We start from the raw sequence: 21,620 nt of genomic DNA on the forward strand, positions 1-21,620 counted from the left end.
CAGTTGTCACTGATCTGATAAAAATCCCGCCGGTGAAAATCTGCGGGATTTTTTATATCCCTGAACCATCACAGGGTATTAAACAGTTTTCTGGTAGCTTCAAAGCTTTCCCGGCGCAGTGACGGGATCTCATCACTCCACAGCGGGTTATGGGGTACCATAAAGCCATGACATTCCAGTGTATAGATCACTGTCCGCAAACCCTCAATATCGTTTGCCAGCAGCATTTGCGGTAATCCGTCCAGCGGCTCCGGCAGGAAAAAGGTGGCAGGGAAATTGGCCCCCATCTCAGAAAAAGGGTTAGTGGCATCCATACTGTGATGCACGACTTCTCTGCCTTCCCCGCGAAACAGAACTGCATTAATCTGTAGGATCAGCGCGGTGATTCTCGGGGTGTTATTACCAAAATGAGGATCTTCCCTCTCCAGTAATTCACGGCGGATAATCTCTTTTGTCGACCCGCGGCGCAGCAGATAAGGCCGTTTCTCCGCAAATGCGTCTGCGCTGACATCCGGGTTATACGGAATATCCTGACTGCCGAAATCTTCCGTACGGGGAGCCACAATCATCAGGTCATAGTCAGCGGTCAGTGGTTTATTCAGCTGCGGGGAACAGAGAACACGTACCGGTGTATCATCTTTCTGCACATAGATAGCATATAAATCATTTTCAGCCGGTTTCGCGGTGAATAAATGCAGATGACCATGAGGCGACTTGCTTTCGAGTGTGATAAATCCGTTTTTATCCGGCTGATGGCGGGTAAGTAATCCCATATCAACCAGTTCGTTTATACGCGAACCGGTTATTTGCAGATTATCTGCGATAGCATGCCCATCCCGCAGGCATTCTGCGACTTTCCTGTTCATCAGTTCAGTCTTATGTTTCTGTCCGCACAGTTTACTGTAAAACTGATCAACCGGAATAAAGCCGGCCATCGGCCCCCAGTTGGCACTTTTCCCTTTGATATTAAAATTTTTGGTCGGGTAACCGGCACTGATAAGGCCGGTTGCGGTCGCCTCAACCGGACGGAAGCTGATCACCAGTTGCTGCTTTTCAGCTAATGCCTGAAGCGGGGCAAGATGCTCTGCAGCGATACCTGTCTGTGAAATGACGGTTTGCCGGTCTGTTATCAGCCCCGGGAATGCGGCTGTGGCATCGGAAGAAAGCGGGGGCGATGATATTTCCGGGGGACTGACAGAATCGGGTAAAGAAGGTGAGCCGGAGATCTTGTACATGTGTTGATTATCCATTGTTGCCAAAAGGTCAGGATAAAAAACTGGCAGGAAAAAAGTGTCAGAAAACAACCGGAAACAGTATAAATAAGATTACAGGCTGACTATATTTTCTGTTTAGGTTGCAGATTTAGTTATTTCCGGCTCTGCTAGGAGATGTATTTTATTGGTTTTTAAATCTTAAATTTTATTCTTCTTCGGTTTCAGACGCCGCCCGGTAAGTAAAACAAAAGATAAACGAACAGGGGGGATACAAATAAAAACAGCACACCGGGGTGTGCTGTCAGAAATAGCAGTGAGATAACTTAATACATCACTTTATGACCATAGCTTTCCAGGATGGATTTCACTTTTTCCATGGTCTCTTTTGACGGCGGCTTAACACCATCAAGTTTGTATTCTTCATTCATTGCCGTCCATTTATGCTTTCCTAACTCGTGGTAAGGCAGCAGTTCAATCTTCTCGATATTCTTCATATCTTTGGTGAAATCACCGAGAAGGTGGGCGGAATGCTCATCATCAGACCAGCCCGGCACGACGACATAGCGTACCCAGGTTTTCTGATTGCGTTCAGCGAGATAACGGGCGAACTGTAATGTGCGGTGATTGGATACGCCGACTAAATTCTGGTGGATGCTGTCATCGAGTTGTTTTAAATCCAGCATAACCAAATCGGTTACTTCCATCAGCTCGTCAATGACCGGGTCATAACGGCGGACAAAACCATTGGTATCCAGGCAGGTGTGAATACCTTCTTTTTTACACTCACGGAACCAGTCACGCACGAACTCAGCCTGCAGTATCGCTTCACCACCGGATGCTGTCACACCGCCGCCGGATGCATTCATAAAGTGGCGGTATGTGACCGCTTCTTTCATTAACTCGTCCACAGTGACTTCCTGACCGTCATGCAGATCCCATGTATCGCGGTTATGACAATACAGGCAACGCATCAGACAGCCCTGGAAAAAGACGATAAAACGAATGCCCGGGCCATCAACGGTCCCGCAGGATTCAAATGAGTGAATACGACCTAATACTGACATGACAGGATTACTCCAAAACTGACCAGTTATAATAAAGGCCCCGAAACAGAGGGGCCTTTTAGTTTATGTCATTTTAATAAGACAGCAAATGGTTACCGCACAAATTACATGGATTTTGTGAATGTACGGGTAATAACGTCTTTCTGCTGTTCTTTAGTCAGTGAGTTGAAACGAACTGCGTAGCCTGAAACACGGATAGTCAGCTGAGGATATTTCTCAGGATTTTCCATTGCTTCTAACAGCATTTCACGGTTCATTACGTTCACGTTCAGGTGCTGACCACCTTCGATGCTTGATTCGTGGTGGAAGTAACCATCCATCAGGCCTGCCAGGTTAGTACGACGAACATCGTCATCTTTACCTAATGCGTTTGGTACGATAGAGAAGGTGTAAGAAATACCATCTTTCGCGTAAGCAAACGGCAGTTTAGCAACGGAAGTCAGAGAGGCAACAGCACCTTTCTGGTCACGGCCGTGCATAGGGTTAGCACCTGGTCCGAACGGAGCGCCTGCGCGACGGCCGTCCGGAGTGTTACCGGTTTTCTTACCATACACAACGTTAGAAGTGATGGTCAGAATTGACTGTGTAGGAACCGCGTTACGGTACATGTGGTGTTTCTGAATTTTCTTCATGAAACGTTCAACGATGTCACATGCGATGTCATCAACACGGGAGTCGTTGTTACCGAACTGCGGATATTCGCCTTCGATTTTGAAGTCAACAGCCAGGCCGCTTTCGTCAATAATCGGGCTTACTTTCGCATATTTAATAGCAGACAGGGAGTCAGCTGCAACAGACAGACCTGCGATACCACATGCCATAGTACGATATACGTCACGGTCATGCAGAGCCATCAGAGCTGCTTCGTAGCTGTACTTGTCGTGCATATAGTGGATGCAGTTCAGTGCAGTTACATAGTTAGTTGCCAGCCAGTCCATGAATTCATCCAGACGAGCCATAACAACATCATAATCCAGAACATCTGTGTGAATTGGTTCGTGTTTAGGACCAACCTGGATTTTCAGTTTTTCGTCAACACCGCCGTTGATTGCATACAGCAGGGTTTTAGCCATGTTTGCACGGGCACCGAAGAACTGCATTTGTTTACCGACAACCATCGGGCTCACGCAGCATGCGATTGCGTAGTCATCGTTATCAAAGTCAGGACGCATCAGGTCATCGTTCTCATACTGTACAGAAGAGGTATCGATAGACACTTTAGCTGCATAACGTTTGAAGTTCAGAGGCAGTTTTTCAGACCACAGGATGGTCATGTTTGGTTCCGGTGAAGGACCCATGGTGTACAGGGTGTTCAGGAAACGGAAGCTGTTTTTGGTTACCAGAGTACGGCCGTCGGTACCCATACCTGCCAGTGATTCTGTTGCCCAGATTGGGTCACCGGAGAACAGTTCATCATACTCAGGGGTACGCAGGAAGCGGACCATACGCAGTTTCATGATCAGGTGGTCAACGATTTCCTGAGCTTCAACTTCGGTGATTTTACCTTGTTCCAGGTCACGCTGAATGTAAACGTCCAGGAATGTGGAAACACGGCCGAAGGACATTGCAGCACCATTCTGAGACTTAACAGCAGCCAGGTAGCCGAAGTAAGTCCACTGTGCAGCTTCCTGAGCGTTAGCAGCAGGACGGGAGATATCCAGACCGTATTTGGCAGCCATTTCTTTCATCTGGCCTAATGCACGGTGCTGTTCTGCGATTTCTTCACGCAGCTGGATAGTTTCACGCAGATCTTCGCCGCTTTCTAATTTAGCCTGCAGAGAAGTGAACTGTGCGAATTTGTCTTTCATCAGGAAGTCGATACCGTACAGTGCAACACGACGGTAGTCACCGATGATACGACCACGGCCGTATGCGTCAGGCAGACCGGTCAGAACACCGGATTTACGGCAGCGGATGATGTCCGGAGTATAAACGTCGAACACACCCTGGTTGTGCGTTTTACGGTATTCGGTGAAGATTTTTTCGATTTCCGGGTTCATTTCGCGGCCGTAGGCTTTGCATGAACCTTCGATCATACGGATACCACCGAACGGCAGCATTGCACGTTTCAGAGGTTTTTCAGTCTGCAGACCAACGACTTTTTCTAAAGACTGGTCGATGTAACCGGCATCGTGAGAAGTGATAGTAGACGGCAGATCAGTGTCAAAATCGATAGGAGCGTGGGTACTGTTTTCGATTTTGATGCCTTCCATAACTTTCGCCCACAGAGCAGTTGTTGCCTCTGTAGCGCCCGCTAAGAAAGACTCATCGCCTTCATATGGGGTGTAGTTTTTCTGGATAAAGTCACGGACGTTAACTTCCTGTGACCAGTCACCCAGATTAAAGCCTTGCCATGCTGAAGCGAATTTTTCATTTAATTCTGACATGATACTTTACCTTTTAACAATGGAACTTAGAAATTCAGTCGTGATAAACAGAGATTAATGCTTCTGGTCACCGCGTAAATGAATCAGCCAATAAGTCAGACCTACTAAAACTGCACCACCAATAATGTTGCCGATGGTGACCGGAATCAGGTTGTTAATCACGAAATCAGAAACTGTCAGGGACGGAAACTGTTCAGGCGACGAACCAACCATAGTCCAGAATTCAGAAGGTGCAAAATTTTTAATCGCAATCCCCATCGGGATCATAAACATATTGGCGATACTGTGCTCAAATCCGCTGGCAACAAACATACCGATAGGTAAGACTAAAGCTAAAAGTTTATCGGTCAGACTACGGCCTGCGTAGCTCATCCATACCGCCAGACAAACCATTAAGTTTGCCAGAATCCCGAGACAGACGGCTTCAATAAAGGTGTGATGAAGCTTATGATCCGCTGTTTGCAGGATATTTAATCCCCACAGCCCGTCGGCTGCCATATACTGTCCGGCGTACCAGATGAGGGCGACAAAGAAGAGGGCGCCGACCAGGTTACCGAAATACACGCGGGTCCAGTTTGCAAACATCTGTCCCCAGGTGATACGCCCGGTGGCTTTTGCCACGCTGGTTAATACGGTGGAGGTGAATAAGTCAGCCCCGCAAACCACAACCAGCATCAGACCGAGCGAGAAACATAAACCACCGATAAGTTTAGCGATACCAAAAGGCACTATGCCTGCGGTACCGGTGGTGGCTGTAATATAAAAGACAAAACCTACTGAGATGAATATTCCTGCCATAAATGCAGATAAGTATGTGATGTGAGGGGCTTTCGTTGCTTTATAGACACCCACATCGTCTGCAACATGTGCCATATCGGCAGGAGATAATAAATTAAAAAGTGCGTCAGTTTTCATAATGCTAACTGTCTCTTGATTCCAAATAATTATAGCACGCAATGATAGTAACAAAGGGTGAAAAAATTAAACTTGATGTGGATCATAAAGGCGTTCAAGAGAATCGTCAAATACCCTGAAAAAAGTTGAAAAATCAATGTAAGTTTATGTATATAAAGGAAAAACAATTTTTTAAAAATTGTAATATATTTTTATTTTTTGTTTTTTATTTAATTAAAGTAAAAAATCAGGTTAACTTGTCGTTTTTGTGTTACTTAAAACGAACAAATTAACCTAATATTTACGTTTATTGCTATTTACGACGATTAAATCGCATTTTTATCGTTTGGCCAAAAATGCGCTTTTGCTTTTTGCAGTTTTTCATAAGCTGCCAGCAGTGCCTGATGAGCAGGAAATGCCGTTAAATTATTATCTGATGCACATAACCCGAAGAAACAATTTTTGCCGTTCAGGGCATCCAGCGCCGCATTCAGGGTTTCCTGACCATACATACGGGCAAACGCCGGCAGGTACTGTTCTGTGTCCCGCTCCGGCTCCTGCGTTAACAGCAGCAGGGTATGCAGACAGCGGTAATAGTTTGCCCGTGCGGCACTGAGAACACTGGCGTTGAAGTCCTGTGTCCACTCCACCCAGGCCAGCGCCTGATCGGTATCACCACCGGCCAGTGCCAGCATGGATTTCAGCTCACCGATGCGCAGGGTGGACCAGCCGTTATCTTTACCGGCGGCAATGCCCAGCAATTCACGGACACGGGTAAAATCGTCATGGCCTTCTTCATCCAGCTGCGCCAGCAGAGAGAGATAATCTTCCTGACGGTAACGGCTTTCCGGCAGCGCGAGAATGGTTTCACGCAGATGAATACCCATGGCGTTATTGGCCATATGCAAATCTTCCACCGGATAGATATCTGACATGCCCGGCACCAGGATACGGCAGGCATACACACCGAGATGCTCATAATCGGCAATATACACTTCGTGGCCGGATGCCGCGAACTGTGCCATCAGTGTGGTGAATTCTTCTTCGGTGGTGCCGCGGAACTGCCAGTCAGCGAAATCATAATCCGCATCCTGTTTAAACAGATCCCAGCTGATCAGGCCGCTTGAATCAATAAAGTGAGTTTCCAGGTTGGTCTGATCCGCCACTTCCTCGTCATCAAAGGTCGGTGCAGTGAAAACATCGAGGTCTTTCAGGCTGCGTCCCTGTAACAGCTCAGTGACAGTCCGCTCCAGTGCAACACCGAAATCAGGATGAGCGCCGAAAGAGGCAAAACAGGTACCGTTGGCCGGGTTAAACAGCACCACACAGATAACCGGATACTGACCGCCGAGAGAGGCATCAAAACAGAAGATCGGGAAACCTTCGCTTTCCAGGGTGCGGATTGACTCAGTGACCTGCGGATAACGCGCCAGCACCTCTTCCGGGATCGCCGGTAAGCTGATGCGCTCAGCAATAATGCGGTTTTTCACATAACGTTCAAAGACTTCCGATAATCCCTGCACGCGGGCTTCATTGCGGGTGTTCCCGGCGGACATGCCGTTGGACACATACAGGTTGGCGACGATATTCATCGGAATATATACCGTTTTGCCGTCAGACTGGCGGGTAAACGGCAGGGCGCAGATACCGCGCTCCTCATTGGAGGATTGCAGGTCAATCAGCTGGCTGCCCTGCAAATCATTTTCCGGATCATAATAATCGCGCAGATACTGATCGAGAATACCGTCCGGCAGTGAGTCATCCTCTGTCAGCGGGAACCATTTCTCATCCGGATAGTGAACAAACTCCCCGTTGGCAATGGTTTCGCCCAGCCAGAAATCAGCAAAAAAGTAGTTGGTGGACAGACGCTCAAAATACTCGCCCAGGGCGGAGGCCAGCGCGGCTTTTTTAGTGGCCCCTTTGCCGTTGGTAAAGCAGAGCGGGCAGTCAGTATCACGGATATGCACGGACCAGACGTTCGGCACCGGGTTGAGCCACGAGGCTTCTTCTATATTGAAACCCAGTTGCTGCAGTTTCTGCTGAAAACGGCTGATGGAATCTTCGAGAGCGGCATCTTTGCCGGGAATAAAAGTATGTGTTTGCGTCATGGGATCCACAATTGCTGTAACGGCCCGCTGCACGCGGACTCAGGAATACCGGGGAAGAAAGGCGCACATAATACGGATTTTTCGTGTCAGCGGCTACCTTTGTGAATGTAAAGTTACCACCGGGTTATTCCGCTGTATTTCCGCCGTCTGTCATGAATCCCCGGAAATACATTATATAATATCCCAATCTGATAGTCAGAGGCAGTCAGATATTCTGCCGGGCGACAAAAAGGGTTTACCGCCCATCATGCAATAAGCGTTGCAGCGAAGGGTGGGGAGTGATAAAACCGACAGACAGGGCGTATTCATATGATGGATATACAGGGCATTAATTTACAGATAGGGTGAGGTCAATGAGTCAGGTATATAACTTTAGTGCCGGTCCGGCTATGCTGCCGGTAGAAGTGCTGCGCCGTGCTGAGCAGGAACTGTGCAACTGGCGCGGGCTCGGCACCTCAGTCATGGAAATCAGTCACCGCAGTAAAGAGTTTATGTCGGTGGCAAAGGAAGCGGAAAATAATCTGCGTCAGATCCTCGCGGTGCCGGATAACTATAAAGTGCTGTTCTGTCACGGCGGCGCACGCGGACATTTTGCCGCACTGCCGATGAACCTGCTGGGCGAGAAAACCAAAGCGGATTATGTGGTGGGCGGATACTGGGCGGAATGTGCGGCAGAAGAAGCAAAAAAATATTGCACACCGAACATTATTAATGTCAGAACCGAATCGGAAGACGGTATCGGCGTGAAGCCGATGGGCGAATGGCAGCTCAGTGATGATGCAGCCTATGTTCACTACTGCCCGAATGAAACCATTGATGGTATCGCTATCCATGAAGAGCCGGATTTCGGCGATAAAATCGTGATTGCGGATTACTCCTCGGCCATCCTGTCCAAACCGCTGGATGTCAGCCGTTTCGGGATGATTTATGCGGGCGCGCAGAAAAATATCGGCCCGGCCGGGCTGACCCTGGTGATTATCCGTGAGGATCTGCTGGGCAAAGCGCGCAGAGAAACCCCGTCCATCCTCGACTATACCGTACTGAGTGAATGTGACTCCATGTTCAACACCCCGCCGACCTTTGCCTGGTATCTCTCCGGCATGGTCTTTAAGTGGCTGATTGAACAGGGCGGTTTACAGGAAATCGCCCGGATCAACTATGATAAAGCACAACTGCTTTACTCTGCGGTGGATCACAGTGATTTCTATATTAACCGTGTGGCGGCGGCCAACCGTTCCCTGATGAACGTGCCGTTCCAGATGTCTGATCCGTCACTGGACAGCAAATTCCTCGCCGAAGCACAGGCACAGGGACTGGTCTCCCTGAAAGGGCACAAAGTCGCCGGCGGGATGCGCGCCTCCATTTATAATGCGATGCCGTATGAAGGCGTGCGCGCACTGGCTGAATTTATGGCGGAGTTTGAAAGCCGTCACAGCTGATTTTTTGCAGACATTTTTCTGGGACCGGGTAAGCATCCGGCCCCGTTTTTCGTTTTTATGTTTACACACCGGAGAATAACTTCGTATGGATTCCCTGACGTTACAACCCATCGCCCGCATTAACGGGACGATTAACCTGCCCGGCTCCAAGAGTGTCTCCAACCGGGCACTGCTGCTGGCGGCACAGGCAGCGGGCACAACACGCCTTATCAACCTGCTCGACAGCGATGATATCCGCCATATGCTCAGCGCACTGCGGGAACTGGGGATCCGTTATCAGCTTTCTGACGACAAAACCGAATGTATTGTGGAAGGTCAGGGCAAACCGATCAGCGGATTTAAAGGTATTGAGCTGTTCCTCGGCAATGCCGGAACGGCGATGCGCCCGCTGACGGCGGCACTGTGTCTCGGGGATAATGACATTACCCTGACCGGCGAACCGCGTATGAAAGAGCGCCCGATTGGTCATCTGACCGATGCACTGCGCCAGGGCGGCGCACAGATTGATTTCCCTGAGAATGACGGTTATCCGCCGCTGCGGATCCGCGGTGGTTTTACCGGTGGCCGTATCAGTGTGGACGGTTCCGTATCCAGCCAGTTTCTGACCGCGCTGCTGATGGCCGCACCACCGGCAGAGAATGACACCGAAATTACCATCTCGGGCGAACTGGTCTCCAAACCGTATATCGATATCACGCTGGCGATGATGTCCTCTTTTGGCATCACGGTGGTGAATGAAGATTACCGGCGTTTCCTGATCAAAGGAAAACAGCAGTATCAGTCCCCGGGTGAATATCTGGTGGAAGGGGATGCGTCATCCGCCTCCTATTTCCTCGCGGCGGCAGCCATTAAAGGCGGCACCGTGCGGGTTACCGGCATCGGGCGTAACAGTCTGCAGGGTGACACGCAATTTGCGGCAGTGCTGGAAAAAATGGGCGCGAAAGTGACATTTGCGGACACGTACATTGAATGTACCCGCGATACTCTGCACGGCATCGATATGGATATGAACGCCATCCCGGATGCGGCGATGACGATTGCCACTACTGCGCTGTTCGCCGAAGGGACAACCACTATCCGCAATATCTATAACTGGCGGGTGAAAGAGACAGACCGTCTCAGTGCAATGGCAGCTGAACTGCGTAAAGTCGGCGCACAGGTGGAAGAGGGGCATGATTACATTCAGGTCACCCCGCCGGCAAAACTGCAGCATGCGGAAATTGAAACCTATAACGATCACCGCATCGCCATGTGTTTCTCGCTGGTGGCACTGTCAGACACCCCGGTCACGATCCTCGATCCGGGCTGTACGGCAAAAACCTTCCCCGGCTACTTCAGTGAGCTGGCGGCACTGTCAGAATAAAAAAACGCTGTTCTGCGCGCAGGGCGTTTCCTCTGCTGTCACAGATGCGTATAATACGGGCATCTTTTTTCAGGCGGCCGTTGTGACGGCCGCCGGACTGCGACAGGAGAGCGCGCATGGCAGTATATGTTCCGGTCATTACCATTGACGGCCCGAGCGGCGCGGGCAAAGGCACCCTTTGTCACGCACTGGCAAACGAAATGGGATGGCATTTACTGGACTCCGGCGCAATTTACCGCGTTCTGGCACTGGCGGCACTGCATCATCATGTGGATATCACCTCGGAAGATGCACTGGTTCCGCTGGCGGCTAATCTGGATGTGAAATTCCTGGCAAAAGACACCGGCCCTGAGACAATTCTGGAAGGTGAGGATGTCAGCCGGGCTATCCGTCAGGAAGAAGTGGGTATGACAGCCTCGCAAATCGCGGCGTTCCCGCGTGTCCGTGAAGCTCTGCTGCGCCGTCAGCGCGCATTCCGTGTGGCGCCGGGCCTGATTGCCGACGGCCGCGACATGGGCACGGTAGTATTCCCGGATGCCCCGGTGAAAATTTTCCTCGACGCGAGTGCGCAGGAGCGCGCCCACCGCCGGATGAAGCAGTTGCAGGACAAAGGCTTTAGTGTTAATTTTGACCGCCTTCTTGCTGAGATAGAAGAGCGTGATTTCCGCGACCGCAACCGTGCGGTTGCCCCGCTGGTGGCTGCCGGCGATGCGCTGATTCTGGACTCAACAACCATGTCAATTGACGACGTTATTGCCGAAGCTCTTCGTTATACGAAGGAAAAACTGGCAGAAACGGCGGAATGATAAACAAAATTTGCGGAAAATCTGACTGAAAACGTGTTTTTTAGTAGGTTTCTGTATTCGTTTTTGTTTATAATGTTAAGTTGAAGTTTTTTACCGGCAGAGAACAAGGCAAAGAAGCAGTTTTCTGCCACCCCTTTGTGACAAGGAATGTTGCAAGGTATGTGAAGCAACCCCATTCGGCCGGATGCTAAATGGACGTTAATACTTAAACACTTGAAGATCAAACATGACTGAATCTTTTGCTCAACTCTTTGAAGAATCCCTGCAGGCTATCGAAACCCGTCCGGGCGCTATCGTCCGTGGTACTGTTGTCGCTATCGATAAAGACGTAGTTCTGGTTGACGCAGGTCTGAAATCAGAATCTGCTATCCCGGTAGAACAGTTCAAAAATGCTCAGGGCGAGCTGGAAATCCAGGTTGGCGACGAAGTTGATGTTGCTCTGGACGCAGTAGAAGACGGTTTCGGTGAAACTGTTCTGTCCCGCGAGAAAGCAAAACGCCACGAAGCATGGCTGATGCTGGAAAAAGCATACGAAGAAGCTGAAACTGTTACCGGTGTTATCAACGGTAAAGTTAAAGGCGGTTTCACTGTCGAACTGAACGGCATCCGTGCGTTCCTGCCGGGTTCACTGGTTGACGTGCGTCCTGTTCGTGACACCACGCATCTGGAAGGCAAAGAGCTTGAGTTCAAAGTAATCAAGCTGGATCAGAAACGCAACAACGTGGTTGTTTCCCGTCGTGCAGTTATCGAGTCAGAAAACAGCGCAGAGCGCGATCAGCTGCTGGAAAACCTGCAGGAAGGCATGGAAGTTAAAGGTATCGTTAAGAACCTCACTGACTACGGTGCATTCGTTGATCTGGGCGGCGTTGATGGTCTGCTGCATATCACTGATATGGCGTGGAAACGTGTTAAACACCCAAGCGAAATCGTGAATGTCGGCGACGAAATCACTGTTAAAGTGCTGAAATTCGACCGCGAACGTACCCGCGTATCTCTGGGCCTGAAACAGCTGGGCGAAGATCCTTGGGTCGCAATCGCTAAGCGTTACCCTGAGAACACCCGTCTGACCGGTCGCGTGACCAACCTGACTGACTACGGCTGCTTCGTTGAAATCGAAGAAGGCGTTGAAGGCCTGGTACACGTTTCTGAAATGGACTGGACCAACAAAAACATCCACCCATCTAAAGTTGTTAACGTGGGCGACGTTGTTGAAGTTATGGTTCTGGACATCGACGAAGAACGTCGTCGTATCTCCCTGGGCCTGAAGCAGTGCAAATCTAACCCATGGCAGCAGTTCGCGGAAACTCACAACAAAGGTGACCGCGTTGAAGGTAAAATCAAGTCAATCACTGACTTCGGTATCTTCATTGGTTTAGATGGCGGCATCGATGGTCTGGTTCACCTGTCTGACATCTCCTGGAACGTTGCAGGCGAAGAAGCAGTACGTGAATACAAAAAAGGCGACGAAATCGCAGCTGTTGTTCTGCAGGTTGATGCAGAGCGCGAGCGTATCTCTCTGGGCGTTAAGCAGTTAGCTGAAGATCCGTTCAACAACTACACCGCTGTTACCAAGAAAGGTGCTATCGTCACCGGTAAAGTAACTGCAGTAGACGCTAAAGGCGCAACTGTTGAGCTGATGGATGGCGTTGAAGGTTACCTGCGTGCATCAGAAGCTTCACGCGATCGCGTTGAAGATGCTACTCTGGTTCTGAGCGTTGGTGATGAAGTTGAAGCTAAATACACTGGTGTTGATCGTAAAAACCGTGTAATCAACCTGTCTGTACGTGCAAAAGACGAAGCGGATGAAAAAGACGCTATCGCTACTGTGAACAAGCAGGAAGAAGCTGGCTTCTCTAACAACGCAATGGCAGAAGCTTTCAAAGCAGCTAAAGGCGAGTAATTAAGCAGCAGCAGGCCGCGCAAGCGGTCTGCTTTTATGATAATCAGGGTAGTCCAGGAGGTTATATGACCAAATCTGAACTGATTGAGAAGCTGGCAGGCCAACAATCTCATCTTCCGGCTAAAGTTGTTGAAGAAGCAGTAAAAGAGATCCTTGAGCATATGGCAAATACGCTTGCTGACGGCGAACGTATTGAAATCCGTGGATTCGGCAGTTTTTCTCTGCACTACCGTGCACCGCGGGTAGGTCGTAACCCGAAAACCGGCGAACAGGTGGAACTGGAAGGTAAACACGTTCCTCACTTCAAACCGGGCAAAGAGTTACGCGACCGCGCAAATATCTATGCTTGATTATTGACAGAGATAATAAAAATGACGCCACCGGCGTCATTTTTTTTGCAGCAAACATTAAATTATCATTATTATAAAAATGTTAATATTGTATTAATAAATTATGGTTGTGTAAGGTTCTGGTGTTGGCAAGTTGAATTCGTTTATTAATAATAGGTTACCGGTGACATCATATTCAGTTCGCCATAAAATACTATTGGAAATTAGACAGTGTTTATAATTAAGCAAATAATTGTGAGTTGACTCGCATAAAATAATTGATTACTTGTATGCCTGAAATATAAATTCGTGACGACACGCATTTTTCTATTATCGTAATAACACGTGATACCCGTCATAACATAATACCGGCCTGTTTACCTTCCCGGTGAGTAATATGTCTGTTATGGCTGTGATGAAATATCTGTTTCCCCGTCCGTTGCCGCTCTGGCACGCTGCGGCTGCTGTTGTGACCGGGCATATGCCGCTGTTGCTGATTCCGCGGTTGTTGTTACCGGCAGAAAGCCAGCTGTTATTCACTGGTATTTGTTTGCTTTTTCTTATCCGCACCAGGCTGAGTTTTTTTATCCGCATTGTTGCCGGTACTTTTCTGGCAGTAAATATTCATATCGGTAATACATTATCACTCTTTTCCGCTGAACTACCCGATAATATCGATATTATGATCCATGATGTCATGATTAACTCATCTGACTATTATTCCGTCAGAGGGCGGATTATTAATATAAATAATAAAATGTATGATGATACTGTTTTTATTAATATAAAAATAAAAGGTTCATTTAAACCGGCATGTTCCGGTGAAGTCTGGCGTATATTTCGACCTGTACTGAGGCCGGTACACGGTCAGTTAAATGAAGGACAGTCAAACCGGCAGCAATATTTACTGTCAGAGCGGGTTTTGTTTTCTCTGACGCCGGGACGCAGTGAAAAACTATCTTCAGACTGCAATCAGCGTCAGAAAATGATTGCGACATACCTTCCCGCAATGGATAACCTGCCGCATAACGGACTGATGGCGGCGCTGTTATTTGGTGAACGGCGCGGCATCACCGCAGAGCAGCGCAGACTGGTGCAGGAAACCGGAGTGGCTCATGTGGTGGCTATTTCCGGGTTGCATATCGGGCTGGCGGCGTTATGGGGATGGTGGGCCGGGCGGTTATTGTTGCTGCTGTTACCGCTGCGTATGGTGACACCTGTTATTCCGTCTGTGCTGTCAGTCTGTGCCGCTGTTGCTTATGTCTGGCTGGCCGGGTTTGCGGTTCCGGCCTGCCGGGCATTGTCTGCGCTGCTGTTGTGGCATCTGCTGCGCTGGCGGCATTACCATCTGCCGGCGTATCAGTTTGTTATGATCAGTGGCGCTCTGTTGCTGCTGGCGGATCCGCTGACAATTTTATCCGCCGGATTCTGGCTGTCTTATACTGCGGTTACCGCATTGCTGTTCTGGCATCACACCGGCGTTTTCTCCCGCAGTAATGTATTCATCCCGCTGACACCTTTTGCCCGCCTGTGGCGCAATATCAGGTTGTTCCTCTCTTATCAATGCGGATTATTTTTGTTACTGCTGCCGGTTCAGGGCTATTTCTTTGGCGGCGTGAATATTCTGTCGTTTCTGAGTAATCTGTGGGTGGTACCGGTGATCTCCTTTCTGACGGTGCCGCTGCTGTTTGCCGGGTTATTGATCGGGCCCGCACTGCCGCTGGCGGATTTCTCTCTGGCGCTGGCATTATGGCCGCTGCCGTTTCTGGCACAAGGGTGGATGGTTACCGGACACATCGCTCTGATATGGATACCACTGATGTGGGCGGCTGTTTATATCATCAGGCTGGATATGTGGCGGCAGCACCCGTTGCTGCTGCCGGGGATGGTGTTCAGTTGCTGTCTGTATCTGCGGAAAACTCCGCTGCCTGAATGGTCGGTTACCGTACTGGATATCGGGCACGGGCTGGCGGCGGTGGTGATAAAAGACGGCAGGGCGGTCGTGTATGATACCGGCAACCGCTTCGGGACACGGGATGACGGGCTGCGTACCGTATTGCCTTATCTGCGTTATCACCGCCTGACCCCGGACTGGATTATGATCAGCCATGACCACCGTGACCACACCGGGGGACTGGGCTCTCTGCGCAGTGCTTATCCTGCCGCTGTGGTCAAAGGCAATATTCCGCAGGCTGATACACCCTGCCGCCGCGGGGAGCGCTGGCTGTGGCAGTCATTGTATTTTGAGGTGTTATGGCCGGACGAAAAATATCAGCTGAGCAAAAATGACGGCTCCTGTGTTATCCGCATCAGTGACGGTAAACATCAGGTTTTGCTGACCGGGGATATCGAAAAACAGGCAGAAAAACAGCTGATCAAGTATAAAGATGAACTCTCCGCCACAGTACTGCAAGTTCCGCACCATGGCAGCAAAACCTCTTCATCAGAATTTTTTATTCGTGCGGTAAATCCCGCTTTCGCACTGGTTTCTGTTGCGCGCTATAGCCCGTGGCGTCTGCCTTCTGATAAAGTACGCCGTCGCTATCACAATCTCGGCGTGCAGTGGCATGATACTGCGCACAGCGGCCAGATTTCTGTGTCCTTTTTTGCTGATGAGGTATCCGTCGCGACTTACCGTACCCATCTCTCCGCCCGCTGGTTCAGCGCATGGTTTGGAGATCAGCCGGTAAACGGGTAATATAGGCAGCTAATTTTTAGTATTGGTAAACGCAATAATGAAAGATATTGATATTTCAACCCGGCAAACATTCCGCCGGTTATGGCCGACAATCGCACCGTTTAAAACAGGTATCATCGTGGCGGCTATTGCGTTAGTCATCAATGCGGGCGGCGATGCATTTATGCTGTCGCTGCTGAAACCGCTGCTTGATGAAGGTTTCGGCACTGCCGACAATGATTTTCTCCGTATCATGCCGCTGATTATCCTGGGGCTGATGCTGTTACGCGGTATCTCCAGTTTTGTTTCAGGCTACTGCCTCTCCTGGGTGTCCGGCAAAGTGGTTATGACTATGCGCCGTAACCTGTTCCGGCATATGATGGGCATGCCGGTTTCCTTCTTTGATCAGCAATCCACCGGGACACTGCTCTCCCGTATCACCTATGATTCCGAACAGGTGGCTTCGTCTTCTTCCGGCGCACTGGTTACGGTCGTCCGTGAAGGCGCTTATATTATTGCGCTGTTCAGCCTTATGTTTTACAACAGCTGGCAGCTGTCGCTGATTCTGATTGTTATTGCGCCGATTGTGGCTTTTGTTATCCGCAAAGTCTCTGTCCGCTTCCGCGAAATCAGTAAAAACATGCAGAGCGGCATGGGACAGGTCAGCGCCAGTGCTGAACAGATGCTGAAAGGGCATAAAGAAGTGCTGATTTTCGGCGGTCAGAAAGTGGAAAATGATCGTTTCGATAAAGTCAGCAACCATATGCGCCGCCAGGGCATGAAACTGGTTACCGCATCATCTATTGCTGACCCGATTATTCAGATCATTGCCTCCTTTGCGCTGGCATTTGTGCTGTTTGCCGCCAGTTTCCCTGAAATTAAAGAAGCGCTGAGTGCCGGTTCCATTACGGTGGTCTTCTCCTCCATGATTGCCCTGATGCGCCCACTGAAATCCCTGACCAACGTGAACGCCCAGTTCCAGCGCGGGATGGCGGCTTGTCAGACACTGTTTGTTCTGCTTGATATGGAGCAGGAAAAAGACACCGGCACCAAAGTGCTGAAAGATGCCAAAGGTGATGTGGCGTTTGAGAATGTGACTTTCCGTTATCAGGGGAAAGAGAACCCGGCGCTGAAAAATGTGTCGTTCACTATTCCGTCAGGCAAAACGGTGGCACTGGTCGGGCGCTCCGGCTCCGGGAAATCCACCATTGCCAATCTGATCACCCGTTTCTATGAAATTGAAAGCGGACACATTACGATCGACGGCAATGATATCCGCGATTACACGCTGGCATCACTGCGCAGTCAGGTGGCGCTGGTGTCGCAGAATGTTCACCTCTTCAATGATACGGTCGCGAATAATATCGCTTATGCCACAGAAGGTAAGTACACCCGCGAGCAGATTGAAAAAGCCGCTGAAATGGCTTATGCCATGGACTTTATCAATAAGATGGAGAAGGGACTGGATACCGAAATCGGTGAGAACGGTGTTCTGCTTTCCGGTGGTCAGCGCCAGCGTATTGCAATTGCCCGTGCATTGCTGCGTGACGCACCGATCCTTATCCTCGACGAAGCAACCTCGGCACTGGATACTGAATCTGAGCGTGCGATTCAGGCCGCGCTCGATGAGTTACAGAAAAACCGTACCTGTCTGGTGATCGCTCACCGCTTATCCACCATTGAGAAAGCGGATGAAATCCTCGTGGTGCAGGACGGCGAAGTGCAGGAGCGCGGTACGCATGATGAACTGGTGAAACAGCCGGGTATCTATGCACAGCTCTATAACATGCAGTTTGGTCACTAAGCGGCACTGCTGATGATCGATAAGATTTGGTCCGGCCGCTCAAAGCTTTACTGGCTGCTTCTGCCGTTCTCGTTTTTGTACGGGGCGGTGAGCGGTCTGCGGCGTCTGCTGTTCCGCTGCGGACTGAAAAAATCCCGCCGTATGCCGGTACCGGTGGTGGTGGTCGGTAACCTGACTGCCGGCGGTAACGGCAAAACACCGGTGGTTATCTGGTTGACAGAGCAACTGCTGGCCCGCGGCTACCGTCCCGGGGTGGTTTCCCGCGGGTACGGCGGTAAATCGGATCATTATCCGCTGCTTATCACGAAAGACACGACGACAGCACAGGCCGGTGATGAGCCGGTGCTGATTGCCCGCCGTACCGGTGTGCCGGTTGCGGTCGCGCCAGACCGTGCCGCAGCGGTAGAAGCTATTTTGCAGCATGCACCGGTGGATGTGATCATCACCGATGATGGTTTGCAGCATTACGCACTACAGCGCGATATGGAAATCGTGGTGATTGACGGCGAACGCCGTTTCGGTAACGGCTGGTGGCTGCCTGCCGGGCCGATGCGGGAACGGGCAGGGCGTCTGAAACAGGTGGATGCGGTGATTGTCAACGGTGGTACCGCACAACCCGGGGAAACCGCTATGCAACTGGTGCCGGGAGAGGCTGTTAACCTGGCTGACGGCACCCGTAAACCGGCGGCTGAAATCGGTGAGTGTGTGGCGATGGCCGGTATCGGGCACCCGCCGCGTTTTTTTGCCACGCTGAACTCCCTCGGCGTGACACCGGCACAGTGTATTGCGTTTCCGGATCACCAGTCTTACAGCCCTGAACAGCTTTCCGCACTGATAAAACCCGGTCAGTCACTCCTGATGACAGAGAAGGATGCAGTGAAATGTTTTGCCTTTTCTGCAACTGACTGGTGGTATTTACCGGTCAGTGCCGCCATTCCCGCAAAATCCGCCGATTTAATTCTGGATAAAGTCATATCTCACATAAAAAATGCATAAAGGGACTTGCGCTTTTTATCTGAATATGGCTTAATCAAAAAAGTTGTATTTCTGTGATGTATTTCATATCTCACTGTGCAACCAATCCGCGTGTCAACACATATTCTGATCCCGCTGTCATAATTTTTTCACACCACCTTGTTAATCTTGTGGTGCGGATGACCGGATCCCGCGGATAAACGGTATGTTTTGCAGCAGGTGTCTGACCGGCTGCAAATCAGAATAAAAAATAATAACTATAATGTTTTGCTCATTACCGGGTGGCTGTTCGCAAAGAGAGCACCCGTGTTGCCCGGCCGGAGCAGACATAACCAGCGATGGGGTGTATACCATTCCTGGTGATATAAAAGGAGTTAATACTATGTCTAAACAATTACAACTTGGCCGCGTTAAATGGTATGACGCGAAAGAAGGTTACGGTTTCATCTCCCCGGTTAACGGCGGCGATGATATCTGGGTAACCCGTAACGGGATCGCCAATTCCCGTAACAAATTACTGTGCGAAGGGCAGGAAGTGGAATTCTCACTGACCCGCGGCAGTTATGGTATTGCAGCGAACGATGTGATCGCGCTGTAATATGGGTAAAAACGCGATTATCTCAGTGATATCGCAACAACAGAGTTAACGGTGAGACCGGGCTTATGTTATTCTGAGCCAACGTTTTTATCTCATTGGGGGACGTATGGATCACCGTTTACTCGAAATCGTGGCCTGCCCTGTTTGCCACGGCAAACTCAGCTACGACAAGCAAAATCTCGAACTCATCTGCAAAGGCTGCCGTCTGGCCTATCCCGTCCGCGACGATATCCCTGTCTTATTAGAGAATGAAGCCCGCGAATTGCCGGTCTCAGAAGGATAATCTCCATGTTTACAGTTATCATTCCTGCGCGTTATGCCTCCACGCGTCTGCCCGGTAAACCGCTGGCGGATATCTGCGGCAAGCCGATGATTGTCCGTGTGATGGAGCAGGCAAAACGTTCCGGTGCCGCGAGAGTCATTGTCGCTACTGACACACAGGCGGTATTTGATGCCGTGATTGCAGAGGGCGGCGAAGCCTGTATGACGCGCGAAGATCATCAGTCCGGGACCGAGCGCCTGGCGGAAGTGATTGATCACTACCGGTTTGCTGATGATGAGATTATCGTGAATGTTCAGGGGGATGAGCCATTAATCCCTGACAGTATTATTGCGCAGGTTGCTGAAAATCTGGCAGCCAGCGAAGCCGGTATGGCCACCCTGGCGGTAAAAATCACCTCAGCGGAAGAAGCCTTTAACCCGAATGCGGTGAAAGTGGTGATGGATAAACAGGGCTATGCGCTCTATTTCTCCCGGGCCACCATTCCGTGGGATCGCGAGCGTTTCATGCACAGCCGTGACAGCGCCGGTGATAATTTCCTGCGCCATATCGGGATTTACGCCTACCGCGCCGGGTTTATCCGCCGCTATATTCAGTGGGAAACCAGCCCGCTGGAGAAAATCGAAATGCTCGAGCAGCTGCGTGTACTCTGGTACGGTGAAAAAATTCATGTCGCGGAGGCATCCGAAGCGCCGGGCACCGGTGTTGATACCCCGGAAGATCTTGAAACCGTGCGCAGATTGTTTGCCGCCCGCTGAGAAATATCAGTCATAAACAAAAACGCGGGTCACTTCTGAACCCGCGTTTTTGTTGTCTTCTATTCCTGTCCTTCATTATCTGACGATTTTACTGACTGCCAGAGCCGCCCCAGCCCTTCATACCAGACCCGCTCACTGTGTGATAGATAGTACGCGGAAGGAATGGTTTTTTCCCAGCTGTGCAGCGGGGTGGTGACGGCCAGCTGGTTAGCCGGTGCCGGGATAGGGTGCAGGCCGCGCGCATCAAAGAAGGCTTTGGCGCGGGTCATATGGTTAGCGGAGGTCACCAGCAGGAACGGTGCATCGTCCACCACTTTTTTCACTTCGGCGGCTTCCTCTTCGGTATCTTTCGGCAATACCAGCGGCAGTGTGCGTTCAGCAGGGATCCCCAGTGACTGCGCAACTTGCGCTGCGGCCTCTGCGCTGCTGATACTGTTTGCGCCCGGCCCGCCGGTGAAAATCAGCGTCGCCTGCGGGTAACGCAGTGCAAGGCGCACACCTTCGGTGACGCGCGGCAGACTGTTACTGATCAGGTTGGCGGAAGGTGACCATTCCGGGTTATAGGTAAAGCCGCCGCCGAGCACCACGATATAGCGCAGTTCCTGTTGCTGAACTTCTGCCGGGGTAATGAGCTCATAACGTTTTTCATACGGTTTTTCTGTTGTCAGCAGCAGAGCATCCGCCACCGGTTGCAGGCTGAGCAGCACCAGCCCGAGCCAGCTCACGGTGATCAGGGTTTTACCGGTTTTCTGCCATCGGGAAAACCACAGCAGCAGTAATCCGGCCAGGATCAGCAGGAGCATAAACGGCAGCGGCATCAGAAAACCGCCGAGGTATTTTTTCAGGGCAAACAGCATGAGCGCACCTTAAATATGATTGATTTATCACCGGTTAACGGCAGGAGTCTGCACAAATCGGGTGACATTAGACACGTCTGTGACACAATAGTTACCGACTTTGCATATTGCACTGCTCTGCCCGGCAATACAATTGAAGATAGCCGGATTGCGCGGGAAACCGCCGC

17 protein-coding genes are annotated in these 21,620 nt (G+C 50.4%); 11 read left to right on the forward strand and 6 right to left on the reverse strand.

Features of this window, described 5'->3' with window-relative positions; all coding sequences use genetic code 11:
• Window positions 1-68: 68 nt before the first annotated feature.
• The 5 genes from GN208_RS04825 to ycaO all read right to left on the reverse strand — a co-directional run bounded on the left by GN208_RS04825 (window position 69) and on the right by ycaO (window position 7,667).
• Window positions 69-1,235, reverse strand: a complete 1,167-nt coding sequence (locus GN208_RS04825) for a CyaA/EF/ExoY family adenylyl cyclase toxin (RefSeq protein WP_015422575.1) — start codon at window positions 1,233-1,235, stop codon at window positions 69-71.
• Between the two features lie 302 nt (window positions 1,236-1,537).
• Window positions 1,538-2,278, reverse strand: a complete 741-nt coding sequence (pflA, locus tag GN208_RS04830; RefSeq protein ID WP_004235814.1) for a pyruvate formate lyase 1-activating protein — start codon at window positions 2,276-2,278, stop codon at window positions 1,538-1,540.
• A gap of 104 nt (window positions 2,279-2,382) precedes the next feature.
• Window positions 2,383-4,665, reverse strand: a complete 2,283-nt coding sequence (gene pflB / locus GN208_RS04835) for a formate C-acetyltransferase (protein WP_004235815.1) — start codon at window positions 4,663-4,665, stop codon at window positions 2,383-2,385.
• A gap of 54 nt (window positions 4,666-4,719) precedes the next feature.
• Entirely contained in the window at window positions 4,720-5,580 is an 861-nt protein-coding gene (gene focA, locus GN208_RS04840) for a formate transporter FocA (protein ID WP_004235816.1), read from the reverse strand.
• 305 nt (window positions 5,581-5,885) lie between these two features.
• On the reverse strand, window positions 5,886-7,667 hold the full coding sequence (gene ycaO, locus GN208_RS04845) for a 30S ribosomal protein S12 methylthiotransferase accessory factor YcaO (protein ID WP_004235817.1): 1,782 nt from the start codon (window positions 7,665-7,667) through the stop codon (window positions 5,886-5,888).
• A 353-nt stretch (window positions 7,668-8,020) separates the two neighbouring features.
• On the opposite strand from ycaO, the gene serC reads away from it, so the two are divergent.
• From serC to kdsB, 11 genes are all read left to right on the forward strand, one after another.
• The gene (gene serC, locus GN208_RS04850; protein WP_004235818.1) at window positions 8,021-9,106 is read left to right on the forward strand and encodes a 3-phosphoserine/phosphohydroxythreonine transaminase; all 1,086 of its coding nucleotides are present in this window, start codon (window positions 8,021-8,023) and stop codon (window positions 9,104-9,106) included.
• Window positions 9,107-9,191: 85 nt separating this feature from the next.
• Window positions 9,192-10,469: a 3-phosphoshikimate 1-carboxyvinyltransferase gene (gene aroA, locus GN208_RS04855; RefSeq protein ID WP_004235819.1), complete on the forward strand. Its 1,278-nt coding sequence runs from the start codon at window positions 9,192-9,194 to the stop codon at window positions 10,467-10,469.
• A 116-nt stretch (window positions 10,470-10,585) separates the two neighbouring features.
• Complete coding sequence (gene cmk / locus GN208_RS04860; RefSeq protein ID WP_004235820.1) at window positions 10,586-11,275, forward strand: (d)CMP kinase; 690 nt, start codon at window positions 10,586-10,588, stop codon at window positions 11,273-11,275.
• A 226-nt stretch (window positions 11,276-11,501) separates the two neighbouring features.
• On the forward strand, window positions 11,502-13,175 hold the full coding sequence (rpsA, locus tag GN208_RS04865) for a 30S ribosomal protein S1 (RefSeq protein ID WP_004235822.1): 1,674 nt from the start codon (window positions 11,502-11,504) through the stop codon (window positions 13,173-13,175).
• A gap of 65 nt (window positions 13,176-13,240) precedes the next feature.
• Complete coding sequence (gene ihfB / locus GN208_RS04870) at window positions 13,241-13,525, forward strand: integration host factor subunit beta (RefSeq protein ID WP_004235823.1); 285 nt, start codon at window positions 13,241-13,243, stop codon at window positions 13,523-13,525.
• 376 nt (window positions 13,526-13,901) lie between these two features.
• Entirely contained in the window at window positions 13,902-16,202 is a 2,301-nt protein-coding gene (locus GN208_RS04875; protein ID WP_004235824.1) for a DNA internalization-related competence protein ComEC/Rec2, read from the forward strand.
• A gap of 34 nt (window positions 16,203-16,236) precedes the next feature.
• Window positions 16,237-17,985 (forward strand): lipid A ABC transporter ATP-binding protein/permease MsbA, encoded by a 1,749-nt coding sequence (gene msbA, locus GN208_RS04880; protein WP_162268135.1) that lies wholly within the window; start codon window positions 16,237-16,239, stop codon window positions 17,983-17,985.
• A 12-nt stretch (window positions 17,986-17,997) separates the two neighbouring features.
• A complete protein-coding gene (gene lpxK, locus GN208_RS04885) occupies window positions 17,998-18,981 on the forward strand; it encodes a tetraacyldisaccharide 4'-kinase (protein WP_004235827.1) in 984 nt (327 codons plus the stop codon).
• Between the two features lie 361 nt (window positions 18,982-19,342).
• Window positions 19,343-19,558, forward strand: coding sequence for a cold shock domain-containing protein (locus tag GN208_RS04890; RefSeq protein WP_004241772.1), 216 nt, complete (start codon window positions 19,343-19,345; stop codon window positions 19,556-19,558).
• A 106-nt stretch (window positions 19,559-19,664) separates the two neighbouring features.
• A complete protein-coding gene (locus GN208_RS04895) occupies window positions 19,665-19,841 on the forward strand; it encodes a Trm112 family protein (protein WP_004235830.1) in 177 nt (58 codons plus the stop codon).
• A gap of 5 nt (window positions 19,842-19,846) precedes the next feature.
• On the forward strand, window positions 19,847-20,596 hold the full coding sequence (kdsB, locus tag GN208_RS04900) for a 3-deoxy-manno-octulosonate cytidylyltransferase (RefSeq protein ID WP_004235831.1): 750 nt from the start codon (window positions 19,847-19,849) through the stop codon (window positions 20,594-20,596).
• 59 nt (window positions 20,597-20,655) lie between these two features.
• On the opposite strand, the gene elyC is transcribed toward kdsB, so the two are convergent.
• On the reverse strand, window positions 20,656-21,453 hold the full coding sequence (elyC, locus tag GN208_RS04905; RefSeq protein ID WP_004235833.1) for an envelope biogenesis factor ElyC: 798 nt from the start codon (window positions 21,451-21,453) through the stop codon (window positions 20,656-20,658).
• Between the last annotated feature and the right edge of the window lie 167 nt (window positions 21,454-21,620).

It is taken from the genome of Morganella sp. HSTU-ASny43, from assembly GCF_022819185.1.
In the GTDB taxonomy this organism is placed as follows: domain Bacteria; phylum Pseudomonadota; class Gammaproteobacteria; order Enterobacterales; family Enterobacteriaceae; genus Morganella; species Morganella morganii.

Coding starts and splice junctions, on each gene's coding strand:
- GN208_RS04825 (WP_015422575.1), bottom strand. CDS start 1,235: ATGTACAAGATCTCCGGCTCACCTTCTTTACCCGATTCTGTCAGTCCC.
- pflA (WP_004235814.1), bottom strand. CDS start 2,278: ATGTCAGTATTAGGTCGTATTCACTCATTTGAATCCTGCGGGACCGTT.
- pflB (WP_004235815.1), bottom strand. CDS start 4,665: ATGTCAGAATTAAATGAAAAATTCGCTTCAGCATGGCAAGGCTTTAAT.
- focA (WP_004235816.1), bottom strand. CDS start 5,580: ATGAAAACTGACGCACTTTTTAATTTATTATCTCCTGCCGATATGGCA.
- ycaO (WP_004235817.1), bottom strand. CDS start 7,667: ATGACGCAAACACATACTTTTATTCCCGGCAAAGATGCCGCTCTCGAA.
- serC (WP_004235818.1), top strand. CDS start 8,021: ATGAGTCAGGTATATAACTTTAGTGCCGGTCCGGCTATGCTGCCGGTA.
- aroA (WP_004235819.1), top strand. CDS start 9,192: ATGGATTCCCTGACGTTACAACCCATCGCCCGCATTAACGGGACGATT.
- cmk (WP_004235820.1), top strand. CDS start 10,586: ATGGCAGTATATGTTCCGGTCATTACCATTGACGGCCCGAGCGGCGCG.
- rpsA (WP_004235822.1), top strand. CDS start 11,502: ATGACTGAATCTTTTGCTCAACTCTTTGAAGAATCCCTGCAGGCTATC.
- ihfB (WP_004235823.1), top strand. CDS start 13,241: ATGACCAAATCTGAACTGATTGAGAAGCTGGCAGGCCAACAATCTCAT.
- GN208_RS04875 (WP_004235824.1), top strand. CDS start 13,902: ATGTCTGTTATGGCTGTGATGAAATATCTGTTTCCCCGTCCGTTGCCG.
- lpxK (WP_004235827.1), top strand. CDS start 17,998: ATGATCGATAAGATTTGGTCCGGCCGCTCAAAGCTTTACTGGCTGCTT.
- GN208_RS04890 (WP_004241772.1), top strand. CDS start 19,343: ATGTCTAAACAATTACAACTTGGCCGCGTTAAATGGTATGACGCGAAA.
- GN208_RS04895 (WP_004235830.1), top strand. CDS start 19,665: ATGGATCACCGTTTACTCGAAATCGTGGCCTGCCCTGTTTGCCACGGC.
- kdsB (WP_004235831.1), top strand. CDS start 19,847: ATGTTTACAGTTATCATTCCTGCGCGTTATGCCTCCACGCGTCTGCCC.
- elyC (WP_004235833.1), bottom strand. CDS start 21,453: ATGCTGTTTGCCCTGAAAAAATACCTCGGCGGTTTTCTGATGCCGCTG.